This window comes from Mycobacterium sp. MS1601 (assembly GCF_001984215.1).
Lineage (GTDB): Bacteria > Actinomycetota > Actinomycetes > Mycobacteriales > Mycobacteriaceae > Mycobacterium.
The window spans coordinates 5,123,676-5,136,797 of sequence record NZ_CP019420.1 but is presented as its reverse complement, the minus strand read 5'-3'; the positions used below and the strand labels follow the sequence as shown (position 1 = coordinate 5,136,797).

Genomic DNA, 13,122 nt, shown 5'->3' with positions numbered 1-13,122 from the left:
ATCCACCGGAAGCCCTTGGTCGACCGGCCTGGAGTATCACTGCGTGTGCAGGTGAACCCGTTGATGCGCATCGTTCTTGGCTCGATAGAGGGCACCGTCAGCGGCTTCCAGCACGGCGGCCGGGTCAGCGGGAGGGGTGAACTCGGCAATACCGATGGACAGGGCGAGGATCCTCGTAGCTGTGCCGGTAGCGGCCGCCGCCGCCAACGCCTGCACTGCGGCAACGAGTCGATGGGCGAGGTCAACGATGGCCTTCATGCCGCGGCGCCTGACGATGAGCACGAATTCGTCACCACCCCAACGGCATACGATATCGCTCGGATCGGTGAACTGCCGCAACCGATGCGCGACCTCCACGAGCACGTCGTCGCCCGCCCGGTGCCCGTCGGTGTCGTTGACATGCTTGAAGTTGTCCAGATCGCAGTACAGCACGGCCAGTGAGGTCTGGGGGTCCTGCTGTGCGAGGTCCTCCCCCACTGAAAGGCACCAGGCATTGAGGTGGTCCATCCCCACCGCACGCAGGTACAACCCTGTCAGTTGGTCGTAGTCGGCGCGCTGCCGTAGCGCGTTCATCGACTGGCGCACATTGGTTCGATCGGCAATGAGACACACATAGTGTCGCCCAGATTCACCACTGTCTACTCGGCGTGCCTGCACCTGAACCCACCGATCCCAGGCGTGGCCTCGGGGGTGGAGCAGTGCGCACTCGTCGGCCACGAGGGCCTCGTCGTGGATACCGAGGGTTTGCAGGGACGCCTTGGTCTGGTTGAAGTCATGCAAGGCAACGAGGTCGGCGATCGAGTGACCGAGAACCTCGTCGGAGATGGCGTCGGACATGTCCGTGAACGCGGTGTTGGCGTCGGTGACACACAAGTCCGAGTCGAGCACCAACATCGGCGCCGGTGATGCGACAAAGGCTTCCCGGTACAGATTAGCTTTGTCAGTGGCCAGATCGAAGGCATGAACGCGTGAGATGGCTGCGGCGGCCTGTTTTCCGAACAATTCCAGAAGGGCACGCTGTTGAAAATCGGGGGTGAGTCCCGATCTGGGAAGATCCACACTGATCACACCCAGGAGGTCCCGTAGGTGGCCACTGCGCCACAGCGGAACCAGCAGCGCAAACTCCGGCCGCCACGGCTCAACCTCGGCGGGCACACTGCTGGGCGGGTGGGCAGCCAAGCGCTGCTGCCACGGATCGACGTGAGGGACCGACTCATCCAACTCTGGCGACCTACGGAAGCGGAGCTCCCCCCACGGCTCGCTGTCGTCCAGCAGCGACAGCCAGCCTTCCTGAGACAAAGTGCCGCCAACCAGACTCTCCAACTCCGGCGGACCCAGGACGGTACGAACCCGGAGTTCCCCGGATCCGGTCACAACATTGATGGCGACAGCTTGGAATCCGATGATGTCCACTACCGCGACGCAGATCTGCTCGAGAATATCGTCGAGATCTGCGCCGATCCCCAGTTGTTGGATGATGCCCATCAACCGCTCCAAGGTACTGCGATCAAGACTCACCTGGGCCATGTCTCATTCTGGCAGTACGTACGCCCTGAACAGCGACGTTCACCGACACCCGTGCTTCGAATTCAGTTGGCTTGCCCGATGTGTTGATTCCTGCCACCCAAACTCAGCGCTCGAGGCGACCCGACTCCTCGGAGAACACCACCAGGGTGGACACTAGGACGTGGCCCTTTCAGCAACAGTGTTCAAAGTCGATCTCGGCGTCGCCGATGTCGATCACGGTTACTACGCTGATCACACTCTGACAGTTGCCCGTCATCCCAGCGAGACCGATGAGCGGATGGTGGTGCGCTTGTTGGCTTTTGGGTTGCGCGCACACCGGCTCAGCGACGTCGACGGCGAGTTGGCGTTCGGGGCGGGACTGTCCACCCCTGGCGTACCGGACTTGCGGCTGGCGGACTACACGGGCCGGATCCTGGAGTGGATCAACGTCGGCCAGCCCGATGAGCGCGCCTTGGGCAAGGCGGCCAGCCAGGCCGACCAGGTGCTGCTGTTCCCCTTCGCCGCCGGCGTAGCCACTTGGTGGCGCACCGTGGGACCCAAAGTCGCGGGGATATCGAACCTGTCGGTGGTGCAGATACCGCACGCGCAAGTGCAGCAACTGGCCCAGAGTGTCGACCGAAGGGTCTCGGCGCACGTGATGGTGATCGAAGGTCAGGTCACGATGACTGTGGGCAACGTCGACGTCACCTTCGCGCCGGAGGGATTGAAGTGACATCATTTACAGCGGCCTCTGGGGCGAAGGCTGTCTGAGATGACCCGCAGTCGAAGCGCATCGAGGACAACGTGTGCGGATACGCCCAGGACGGTCTGGACGTGACTCTGTTGACCGAAGCCCGCTGACGCCGCAGCCCTGGTGCGGTGAGGTGAACGCCGCGACTCACTCGGAGATCCAGTAGATCCCTGATGAACGGTTCACCCCCAGTCGTGGCCGACGGGGGGTGATCCCGTGAACAGGGCGCCACCGACAACTGCCGCCGAACCCGTTGCCCCACCAGCGGTTCCACCGTTGTCGTCCCCGATCCGGACGCAGGGTTGCGGCGGCTGCAGCCGGCCACCATGCGGCGCACCGCACCCGAAGTCCTGATCAGCAACACTGGACATCCCAGGAGCGCCCGGCGCACTCTCATCGACATCGAACCCGCGGCACGCGACACCTCCACCTGAGTGAGGACGTCTAGGCAGACTTGGCGACTTTCACGGCGTCCGCGAAAGCCTGCATGGACGGGAACTCCAGGTCCGGCGTCACGGGCGCGGGAGGCGGCGGGGTAGCTCCCCAGCCTTCGTTATCGTGGCGGCGGTTAATCCAAACCGAGTCCAGCCCAGCCGCTTTGGCGGGAACGTGATCGTGGAAAAGGCTCTGCGCGACGACCAGCACTCGCTCGGGGGCAATGTTTCGTTCGCCTGCGGCCTCAAGGAGGTGCTCGAAGTTGCGAGGACTCGGCTTGTAGGAGCCAATATCCTGTGCAGTCAGGATCAAGTCGAAGTCGACGTCCAGTCGAGCGTTGCTCGCCGCGAACGACGCTCGGTCGACGTTGGACAGGATTATCAGCTGGTACGTCTCCGCGAGCGACACCAAGGCCTCGTGAGAGTCAGGGAATGCGGGCCAGTCGCCGACGGAGGCTCCGAAACGCTGTGCCTCCTCGTCTGTCACCGGCGTGTTCAAGACTGTGCCCAGGCGTCGAAAGCTGTTCGCAAGGATTTCTGGGTACAGCGCCGTTGGCGTCTCACGCTCAGCCGTCGCCTCGCAGTCCGCGTATGCCAGCAGAAGGTCCTCGCCCGTCATGTCGAGCCCAGCCTTCGAAGCCCATGGTTCGAGGGTGGCGCGAATCCCGGTCTCCCAGTCGATCAACGTGCCGTAGCAGTCGAAACTGAGCGCGTCGTAGTTGAGCAGGTTGATAGGGGCTGTTTGTTGGGCGGTCATGCGTGCCTCCGTGTAGTCCACTGAATCGAGGCCGACACCGTCGGCGACCCGTTCATCTGTTCTACAGTTAGACAATCGATGATGCAAGCGGGAATTCAGTTGCGGACTTCCCGGGGCCAGGGCAGCGTCAGAATGCACAGTGTTAGCGCCCGCGGGCTCCATAGTTATACAGTGGGGCACGTGGAAGCTGCCGACTTCGTGACCTTGTCTCACGTCACCACGTCCCAGCAGGTCGCCGACGGTATTCGAGACATGATTCTGAGCGGTGCCCTGCTCCCAGGCGAACGCATCAACGAGAGCACGATGTCGACGTCGCTCGGCATCTCCCGCAACACAGTTCGTGAGGCCGTTCGCCTGTTGGAGGCCGGCGGATTGATCCGTCAGCATCAGCGCCGCGGCATGGCCGTCTGGGATCCCTCCGATGAGGAGATCTTGGACCTCTATGCGGCTCGACTCCACCTGGAGTGCCTCGCCGCCCGGGCTGTCGGACCGGAGACGGACTTGTCCGCCGTGAAACGCGCCCTGGAGGACTTCCGCGAGGTGCTGGGCTCGCATGACCCCACCCGGATCGTCGAGGCCGATCTTGCTCTCCATCAGACGGTGATCGATTTGCTCGGCAACGCCTATCTCAGTGGGGTGTACAAGCACTTGAGTACACAATTGCGATACTTCCTTCTGGTGCTCTCCATCGATCAGCACGAGTACGAGGACGTCAGTGGGATCGAGCAGGAGCACATTTCGATCGTCGAGGCACTCGAGAGTCGCGACGCGGCGGTGGCGGAGAACAAGATCGCGGCGATCATCAATGAAAACCGCGACCTCGTTCGCCAATCCATGCAGATCCGGCGGTCAGCACAGGCGACCGGCTGATCTGGTTTGGCCACCCAGCCCGGTATCAGAGCACCAGGTTGCCGACGTCGGCGACGGTCGTGAGGAATCGATCGGCGTCGGCGCGATCGAATGCCATAGGTGGGCGTACCTTCAGTACGTTGCCCTCCGCGCCGCTCGCTGAGATCAAGACATGACGGGCGCGCATCTCGTTGACGATCCTTGCTGCAAGCTCCCCGTCCGGGACGAGTGAGCCGCCGCCGACGACGAGGTCGACACCGATGAACAGTCCCGCTCCGCGCACCTCGGCAACACGGTCAGAGCCACCCAGCAGATCTTGCAAGCCGCTGCGCAGCAGCTCTCCGACGGCGCGGGAGTGCGCGGCGAGTTGCTCGTCCTCGATGACATCGAGGACAGCCGCCGCGGCGGCGATCGAGACGGAGTTTCCACCGAAAGTGTTGAAGTATCTGATGTTTGCGCCGAACTCTTCAGTGACCCCACCACGGAACACAGCCGCCGAAATGGGGATGCCATTACCCATGGGCTTGCCCAGGGTCACGATGTCGGGAACGATCCCATGTCGTTGAAACCCCCACCAGTTGTCGCCTGTGCGGACGAATCCAGGTTGGACCTCATCGGCTATGTAGAGTCCCCCGACACTGTGGATCTCCTCGATTATCGGAGCGAGCACGCCACGCGGATCGGCGAAGATGCCATCGCTGGAGAAGATGCTGTCGGCGATGAAGGCGGCGATGCCGAATCCGTGCCGCTGCAGGTCAGCAACCGCTGCTCGGACCTGGGTGCGCATGTGCGACGCGATGTCATCCTCACCGAACCGGAGCGCATCAGGGGGGTCGATGACCCGAACGTGGGGACCCAGCGGGGAGCCGGCGCCCAGCGATGGTGACATCGCCGCAATTTGGGCCGTAAGGCCGTGATACGCGTTCGAGGTGACGATCACACCTTCCTGACCGGTGGCGTAACGGGCCACTCGCATTGCGAGATCGTTGGCCTCGCTACCGGTGCAGGCGAATGTGACGCGGTCCAGCTCCGGCGGGAAGGTTGCAAGCAAGCGTTCGGAGTAAGCCGCCAGGGAATCCTGGACATACCGCGTGTTGGTGTTGAGGGTTGCCGCCTGCCGACTCACCGCCTCGACGACCCTGGGGTGGCAATGTCCGACTGCGGGAACGTTGTTGTAGACGTCGAGGTAATCGACCCCGTCGGCGTCGAACAGGTGAGCTCCCCTACCGCGGACGATTTCTACCGGCTCTTCGTAGAAGAGCCGGTAGCCGGGTCCTAGAACGTTGTCGCGCCGCTGCACCTTTTCACGCATCTTCGGCGGCAGGTCGCCGGTGGTGGCGGGGTTGAACCCGTTGATCATGGTGCGTACGGGCGCCGCCAAGCGGTGTGATGTCACGCGTTCCTCACTCCTTCAGACTTGTCCCGCACGGATGTGGCGAGCTGGTGCAGTTCCTCGACGACGCGGTTTCGCGGGACGGTGAGGCCCCCCTGCAAGCGCGCCCAGTCGTGCGTGGCATGGGTCAGCAGATAACGGTGACGGTCGGGTGATCGCTCGGCTTGCCACGCCGCCACCAATGCGCGCAATAAAAGACGTGCCGGAGTGCTGTCGGCAAGCACTTCGATCTCGATCTCACTCAACGCCGTCGCGCGTAAGTAGCCGCGCAGCAGATCGAGGGGACGACTCCACGGTGACGACGCATCGACACCCAATTGATTTGCCATCGGCACGCTCACGTCGAAGACGACTGCCGACCTCACGACATCGCCGAAGTCGATGACGCCGCTGACGACGTTCGTCGACGCCATGTCCACCACGACGTTGTGGGGGCTGAAGTCGCCGTGGACAACTTGTTTGGGCAGCCTCGACAGCACTGGGGTGACGAAAGCGTCGAATCGGTCGAAGACCTGTTCGGCCGCCGAACGGTGGTCGGGGTCGGGGACGTAGTCGCACATCACGCGCATTTGTGTGAAGTTCTGCAGATCCCAGATCAGGCGGCGTTCTGCCCTCGGGTGATCGAAGGTCGTTAGTGCCTGGGTGACCCGTGCCAGCATCGCGCCGACATCTTCGAGCTGGACAGGCGAGGGGCTCACGTCGGCGAGTAGCTGACCCTGCATGAACTCCAAAACACGCATCACCCGTGGAAAACGACCGTCGCGCTTCGGCAGCAGGACGCTTTCGCGTCCCTCGAGGGTTCTCACCAGGCGCTGGATGGGGAGGTCGGGCGCATGCGCCTCCAAATGAAGCACAGCGGCCGTCTGCAGTGAAACGATGTCCGGGTCCTCATCCGGCGGTGAGATCTTGACCAGGAAATCGCCGCTGGGTGCCCGAAGACGGAACGTGTCGTCTTTCTCGGTCGCAATTCGTTCGATTCTTCCCATCAACCCAAAGTGCACGGCCAACAGGCTCGACACGACGGTCATCTCCATGGAGGGGCGGTCCGAGGCGCCGATCCCGGACTCGCTGACGATCTCGCCGAATGTGGTGTCTTCAATCATTCGCACGACTGAGGGCAGCTAGGACCACCAAATAGTGACCGCGCATTTCTGCTCGATTGTTCCACAGATGAACAGTACCTCATTCCTATGACTCGGCAAGGCCGCTCATCCGCGAGTGCCGACACGACTTGCAGCTTCAGCAATCGACTTGTCGTCGGCGAACAACGTTGCCCGCGTACGGCAATCAAAGAATCCACTGAACCACGTAGTCCCTGTCGAGCAGGAGCGATCGAATTTGCCGAAGACCGTCGGCGTCGAATCCATAGGGGTTCTGGAGCAGTTGACATTTGCCGCAGACACGCCACAAGTCCGACGAACAACTGGCCGTCTCACGCTCGCAGCATGACCTTGATGGCCTGACGTTGGTCCATCAGGGCGTAGGCCCGTGGAGCCTCGGTCAGCGGTAGCTCCTGATCGAAGACGCGTCCGGGTTCGATGCGTCCGTCGAGCACCTCGGGCAGGAGTTCGGCCATGTAGTCGCGGACCGTGGCAATACCGCCACGGATGCCGACATTGGACACGAACAGTTCGCGCACCGAGATTTCTCCACCGGTGACGGGCACGCCGACGAAGCCGACGTTGCCGCCCGGCCGAACCGCTCGAATCGCCTGCGACATCGACTCTTTCGTCCCAACGCACTCCAAGGCGAACTGCGGGCCGACGCCCTCGAACATGTCCTTCAGCCGTGCGATACCGTCGTCCCCGCGCTCGGGGATGATGTCGGTGGCGCCGAATTTGGCGGCCAACGCCTGCCGGTTGGGATGGCGCGACATCGCCACGATGCGCTCGGCCCCGAGTCGCTTGGCCGCGATGATCGCGCACAAACCCACTGCCCCATCCCCCACGACGGCGACGGTGGATCCGGGCGTCACTCCCGCGCAGATCGCGGCGTGGTGACCGGTGCCCATCACGTCGGACAGGGTTAGCAGTCCGGGGAGAAGATCGTCGTTCACCGCATCGGCGGGCACGGGAAACAACGTCCCGTCCGCCAGCGGCACCCGAACAAGCTCTGTTTGGGTACCAGCGGAAGCGCCTTCGTTCTCGATGTCTGCGCCCCAAAGGCTGCCATGCAGGCAATGAGCGGAAAACCCGGCGCGACAAAGCACGCACGTGCCATCGGCGATGTAGAACGGCGCGATGACGAAGTCTCCCGGGCAGACCGTGCGGACACTGGCACCGACTTGCTCGACGATGCCGACGAATTCGTGCCCCATGCCGCGGTCGTGGGCGGGCGGACGAAAGCCGCGGTAGGTCCACAGATCGGAGCCGCACACGCAGGAGGCCACGACGCGAACGAGTGCGTCACGGCCGCTGGCACTCGGGCCTGTCAACAACGTGGGAGCAGCACCGTTCTCCACACGAACGTCATGTGCTCCGCGGATATGGACGGTCTTCACTGGCATCCTTGGGTCGTTCGAACCGGTGGTGTGCGCACGTCGGTGGCCCGCGGTCGCAACACTGGCTTGGCCGAACAGGCCGGTGCAGCCACGAAGCGGGGCGGGGCGTCGTCGAATACGGCTAGAGAATGGTGCTCAAGAAGGTTCGGGTTTCTGGCATTTGGGGATTGTCGATCACCCGGGACGGGGGGCCGTCCTCGACGACAACCCCGTCAGCCATGAAGATGACTCGGTCCGATACGTGGCGGGCGAAGCCGACCTCGTGGGTGACGACGATCATCGTCATGCCGGTCGCGGCGAGCCGTTTCATCGCTTCCAGCACCTCCCCGACGAGCTCGGGATCAAGCGCCGACGTCGGCTCGTCGAACAGCATCACCGACGGTTTCATCATCAACGCGCGTGAAATGGCCACCCGCTGCTGCTGCCCGCCCGACAGCGTGCTTGGATAGGCGTTCTCCTTGTCGGAGAGGCCGACGTCGGCGAGCAGTGAACGTGCCTCCGCGACGAGCTCGCTCCGCCCCCGACGCTGCACCTTGCGAGGGGCCTCGATGAGATTCTCCATCACCGTCATGTGGGGAAACAGGTTGAACGACTGGAACACCATGCCGACTGATTGGCGCTGCTCGGCGGTGTCACGCGACCGCATCTCGTGCAGTTTGCCCCGCCGGGCGCGGTATCCCATGACGAATCCATCAACGACGACGGCGCCGGCGTTGGGTCGCTCAAGGTGATTGATGCAACGCAGCAAAGTGCTCTTACCCGAACCTGACCGGCCCAGAATGCAGACCACTTCTCCTCGATTGACTTCGAGATTGACCCCCTTGAGCACCTCCAGTCCGCTGAAACTCTTCTTCAGATCGATGATTCGGACGATGACGTCGCCGGCGTTGCCGGAGGGCGAGTCGGGCACGTCGTCTACTCCTATGCGAGGCACATCGAGGCTCTCGATCGTCGTGGTGGCGCTTGGGCGCAGACTGTTGATCACGCCGGAGCCTCCGCAGCCGTGACGCGGTTCTGGGGACGACCCGGCTTGGCCAGCTTCGGAACGGGTGCGCCAGTCGCGCTACGGCCGTAGTACCGCTCGATGCGCCGTTGAGCGACCGTCAGGACGCTGGTACACAACAAGTACCAAATCGACACCACGATGAGCAGCGGAATCGTTTCGAAGTTCTGCGAGTAGATGAGCTGCGCCGAGTAGAGCAGGTCGGTAAGCGCAATGATGCTGACCAGCGAGCTGTACTTGAGCATTCCGATGACCTGGTTGCCCGTCGGGGGATGATCACACGCAGGGCCTGCGGCAGGATGATGCGGCGGAACACCAGCGTTTGACTCATGCCAAGGGCTTGCGCGGCTTCGGTCTGCTGACTTGGCACCGCGAGCAATCCGCCACGGATGATCTCGGCCATATAGGCAGCCTCATTGAGGCTGAGGGCGAGAAGCGCGACGACCCACACCGTGAGGACTTCGTTGGTGCTGCCCCCGATGAACTCTGGCCCGCCGAACGGTATACCAATACTGAGCCGAGGATACAACGCTGCGAAGTTGAACCAGAAGATGAGCTGGATGAGCAGAGGCGTCCCGCGGAAGAACCACAGATACAGGCCCGCCAGGTAGGACAACACACGGTTCTTCGACACGCGGAAGACGGCGAGGATGACCCCAAGAACCAGACCCATCGACATAGAGCACACCGTCAGGATCAAGGTCGACCGTAAGCCGGACAAGATCTGTGGATCGAAGAGGTAGAACCACACGCGGCCCCACTGGAAGTTGTCGTTGGTGACCACCGAGTGCAGGCCCAATGCGCCAATGAGCAACACCACAGCGGCCGACGCGATCCTGAATGGGTGCTTCAGGGGCACCACCTCGGTGGGCGGAAGCTGATCGATCGGCAACCGCTCGTGTGCGTTGCGGCGCGTGCCGATTGATCTCGTGGAGACACTCACTTGGTGGTCTTCTTCGCGCCGTCCACGATGCGCGAGTACACCTCGGCTGCCTCCACCTGGCCCTTGTCGCCGTCTTTGAAGTACTTGCCTGTGATCTCGGCGTAGTCACCGGACTCGATCAGATGATCGAGGGCCTCGGAAATGGCTTCCGTCATCGCAGCGGTGTTGTCGTTGTTGGGAAGAGCAAAGCCTGTCGGCAACAACGGAACAAAGCCCACTTCGACCGCCTTGAACTCATCGGGCGACTGCTCGACGAGAAGGCCAGCAGTACCCTCATCTGTGAGGTTGGCATCGATACGACCTTGCTGCACAGCGAGATTCACAGTCGCCTGGTCTTGGAACGTCTTGGCCGTGAAGGTCTTGCCGGCAGCTTCGCACGCCGCCTGAATCTTGTCGAGCACCGCGGCCTCCTGGGATCCACGCACCGCGCCGACGGTGAGTCCACACGCTTCCACCTCCGTGCTGATCGAGGCGGGCAGCGTACTGGCCGGGGGGACCACCAGAAGGTCGCGGGTGGTGTGATTGAGGACGAAAGAGACGGTCTCGAGTCGCTCGTCGTTGATACCGATGTCGCCGACCGCGAGGTCGTAACGCTGGGCCTGTAGACCAGTGATGATGCCGTCGAACGGGATCATCGAGTACTCGGGCTTGAGGCCGAGTATCCCCGCTACGGCGGTGGCCATGTCGGCGTCGAATCCGGTGGGCATCGAGGATCCGGACAAGGGTGCGATGACTGCCGGTGCATACGCGGCGGCGGCAATCTTCAGCGTGCCGGTCTCCGCTATCGACGGCGGCACGAGATCGGCGATCTCCTGGATCTTCTCCGAGGGTGCGCTGCTGGCAGCGGTGTCCCCAGTGGAGCCACCGCATGCAGTCACGACCGACACAAGTGTGACAGCAGCGATTGCGCCGACGATGCGGTTGCGAGGCCCGGTGGCTCTCTTCATGCTCTGGCTCCTTTTGGGGGTGTACCTCAATAGACTGCTCATTTTCGCCGTACTGTTGAGTTGTAGAACAGTTCTAACCCATGCAGAAGACCCTCGCAACCGATCCGTGGCCAGTGGAGTGACTCGTAACAGGACCGTCATGCGTGCCCATGACGCCTGCGGCAGCGAAACACTCGCGACATCCCCGACCGAGCAAGCGAACCAGGCAGTGGCCGCAGACATGCGAGCGGACGTCGGTCCGCGCGGCGCCGTAGCGCGCACGCTCAAGCGCGACCTCGCGCCCGAATGGGCATCGCCATGTACTTCACGTCGAGGAACTCCTCGATCCCGAGGCGGCCACCCTCGCGACCGAGGCCCGACTGCTTGATACCACCAAACGGGGCTGAGGGCGTAGACACGAGGCCCGTGTTCAGGCCGACCATGCCGACCTGCAAGCGTTCGCCGACTTCGAGAGCAAGGTCGACGTCCTGGGTGATCACGTAACCGACAAGCCCCCATTCGGTGGCATTGGCCTTGGCGATGACCTCCTCGACCGTCTCGAAACTCTGAATCGCGGCAACGGGCCCGAAGATCTCGGTGGAGGTCAGGTCAGAGTCGGGGTGGACATTGGTCAACACCGTCGGCTCGATGAAGTAACCGATGCCGCCCGGGACGTGACCGCCACCGACCACCGTCGCGCCGCGTGCGATCGCGTCTGTCATCAGGCGAAGGACTTTGTCGCGGCTGACCGCATCGATCATGGGGCCGACCTGAACGCCGTCGGTCATTCCGTTACCCACCGGCATGGCGGTCATCCGATCCGCGAGAGCCCGCGCGAATTCGTCGACGAATGAGGAGTGCACGAACATCCGGTTGGCGGCGGTGCAGGCTTCCCCCATGTTGCGCATCTTCGCCTGCACAGCGGCCTCCACGGCCACCTCGAGGTTGGCATCGGGCAACACGATGAAGGGAGCGTTTCCGCCGAGTTCGAGCGACGTGCGGACAACTTGCTTGGCCGCCTGTTCCAGCAGCAGTTTGCCCACGGCGGTCGAGCCGGTGAAAGACAGCTTGCGAATCGACCCGCCGGTGAGTATCGGCTCGACGACCTCAGCCGCCCGCGAGGTCGTGATGACGTTTACCACACCGTCCGGTAGACCGACGTCCTGCAGAATTTGCGCAAGCGCGAGACTCGTCAGCGGAGTCTGCGGAGCCGGCTTCAGCACAACGGTACAGCCGGCAGCGAGGGCTGGACCGATCTTCCGCGCACCCATCGCGATCGGAAAGTTCCACGGAGTGATCAGCAAGCACGGCCCGACCGGTTGACGCATCACTATGGTGCGCGCCGAACCGTCGGGACGCTGCGTGAAGTCACCGCCAACGCGCACCGCCTCCTCTGCGAACCATCGGAAGAACTCGGCCGCATACGCGACTTCCCCGCATGCCTCGGCGAACGGCTTGCCCATCTCAGAGGTCATGATGAATGCGAGGTCGTTCTGCCGCCGCATGACCTCCTCATATGCGCGGTACAACAGCTCGGAACGCACGCGAGGCGCCGTGGTGCCCCAGAGGGTTTGTGCGCGGACCGCAGCATCCACCGCTTCCAGCGCGTCGTCGAGACCCGCATCGGCCACCTGGGCGATGACGTGCTCGGTGGCTGGGTTGACGACGTCCATGCGGGCGCCGTCGCGGGCAGGTCGCCAGCTGCCGTCGATGAGCAGACCGGTCGGTACCGCGGCGAGCGCCGCCGCGTTCTTCTGCGGTTGGTCAAGGGTGGTCATGACATGCCTCCTTGGTCGGGTCGAGTGATGCGATGTTGACCACCCGAGACACAGGAGATCTGGGGCCGACGACCGAAGCCGCCAGCGACGGCCGACCTGGCCGTGACGGCTACGAGCCTGCCGCTCCCTTGCCATGCCACAGGACGCCCCTGCTCACCGTACGACTGTATGACAGTTGAACTATTCGTCGCAACCGCCCCGAAGCGCAGGAAGTCGAAGAGACTGCACCGATCAGCGGGTTCGAGGAACAGCTACCGCCGAAGGCGCTCCAGAAAGACAGGG

General features: G+C 63.1%; 11 protein-coding genes. 2 read left to right on the top strand and 9 right to left on the bottom strand.

All coding sequences use genetic code 11. From position 1 onward, the window contains the following. Positions 1-36: 36 nt before the first annotated feature. Complete coding sequence (locus tag BVC93_RS24745; RefSeq protein WP_083739751.1) at positions 37-1,527, bottom strand: diguanylate cyclase domain-containing protein; 1,491 nt, start codon at positions 1,525-1,527, stop codon at positions 37-39. Positions 1,528-1,687: 160 nt separating this feature from the next. On the opposite strand from BVC93_RS24745, the gene BVC93_RS24740 reads away from it, so the two are divergent. Further along, complete coding sequence (locus BVC93_RS24740) at positions 1,688-2,239, top strand: YaeQ family protein (RefSeq protein ID WP_083739750.1); 552 nt, start codon at positions 1,688-1,690, stop codon at positions 2,237-2,239. 462 nt (positions 2,240-2,701) lie between these two features. On the opposite strand, the gene BVC93_RS24735 is transcribed toward BVC93_RS24740, so the two are convergent. Next, positions 2,702-3,448, bottom strand: coding sequence for a haloacid dehalogenase type II (locus tag BVC93_RS24735; RefSeq protein WP_236950107.1), 747 nt, complete (start codon positions 3,446-3,448; stop codon positions 2,702-2,704). 180 nt (positions 3,449-3,628) lie between these two features. Between BVC93_RS24735 and BVC93_RS24730 the strand changes: the two genes are divergently transcribed. After that, entirely contained in the window at positions 3,629-4,318 is a 690-nt protein-coding gene (locus BVC93_RS24730; protein ID WP_192860094.1) for a GntR family transcriptional regulator, read from the top strand. A 25-nt stretch (positions 4,319-4,343) separates the two neighbouring features. On the opposite strand, the gene BVC93_RS24725 is transcribed toward BVC93_RS24730, so the two are convergent. The 7 genes from BVC93_RS24725 to BVC93_RS24695 form a co-directional block, all read right to left on the bottom strand. Beyond that, on the bottom strand, positions 4,344-5,657 hold the full coding sequence (locus BVC93_RS24725; protein WP_083741312.1) for an aspartate aminotransferase family protein: 1,314 nt from the start codon (positions 5,655-5,657) through the stop codon (positions 4,344-4,346). Between the two features lie 32 nt (positions 5,658-5,689). Beyond that, positions 5,690-6,793 carry a phosphotransferase gene (locus tag BVC93_RS24720; protein WP_083739748.1) on the bottom strand — a complete coding sequence of 368 codons (1,104 nt, stop codon included), beginning with the start codon at positions 6,791-6,793 and terminating at the stop codon, positions 5,690-5,692. A gap of 329 nt (positions 6,794-7,122) precedes the next feature. After that, positions 7,123-8,190, bottom strand: a complete 1,068-nt coding sequence (locus BVC93_RS24715) for a zinc-binding dehydrogenase (RefSeq protein WP_083739747.1) — start codon at positions 8,188-8,190, stop codon at positions 7,123-7,125. A gap of 121 nt (positions 8,191-8,311) precedes the next feature. Beyond that, a complete protein-coding gene (locus tag BVC93_RS24710; RefSeq protein ID WP_083741311.1) occupies positions 8,312-9,064 on the bottom strand; it encodes an amino acid ABC transporter ATP-binding protein in 753 nt (250 codons plus the stop codon). 229 nt (positions 9,065-9,293) lie between these two features. Then, the gene (locus BVC93_RS24705; RefSeq protein ID WP_236950105.1) at positions 9,294-10,136 is read right to left on the bottom strand and encodes an amino acid ABC transporter permease; all 843 of its coding nucleotides are present in this window, start codon (positions 10,134-10,136) and stop codon (positions 9,294-9,296) included. Then, positions 10,133-11,083: a transporter substrate-binding domain-containing protein gene (locus BVC93_RS24700; protein WP_192860093.1), complete on the bottom strand. Its 951-nt coding sequence runs from the start codon at positions 11,081-11,083 to the stop codon at positions 10,133-10,135. The genes BVC93_RS24705 and BVC93_RS24700 overlap by 4 nt, the downstream gene beginning before the upstream one ends. Positions 11,084-11,346: 263 nt before the next feature. Further along, positions 11,347-12,840, bottom strand: a complete 1,494-nt coding sequence (locus BVC93_RS24695) for an NAD-dependent succinate-semialdehyde dehydrogenase (protein WP_083739745.1) — start codon at positions 12,838-12,840, stop codon at positions 11,347-11,349. Between the last annotated feature and the right edge of the window lie 282 nt (positions 12,841-13,122).

Excerpts from the sequence above, each read along its gene's own strand:
- BVC93_RS24720 (WP_083739748.1), bottom strand. The coding sequence starts at position 6,793 with ATGATTGAAGACACCACATTCGGCGAGATCGTCAGCGAGTCCGGGATC.
- BVC93_RS24695 (WP_083739745.1), bottom strand. The coding sequence starts at position 12,840 with ATGACCACCCTTGACCAACCGCAGAAGAACGCGGCGGCGCTCGCCGCG.
- BVC93_RS24700 (WP_192860093.1), bottom strand. The coding sequence starts at position 11,083 with ATGAAGAGAGCCACCGGGCCTCGCAACCGCATCGTCGGCGCAATCGCT.
- BVC93_RS24725 (WP_083741312.1), bottom strand. The coding sequence starts at position 5,657 with ATGATCAACGGGTTCAACCCCGCCACCACCGGCGACCTGCCGCCGAAG.
- BVC93_RS24735 (WP_236950107.1), bottom strand. The coding sequence starts at position 3,448 with ATGACCGCCCAACAAACAGCCCCTATCAACCTGCTCAACTACGACGCG.
- BVC93_RS24745 (WP_083739751.1), bottom strand. The coding sequence starts at position 1,527 with ATGGCCCAGGTGAGTCTTGATCGCAGTACCTTGGAGCGGTTGATGGGC.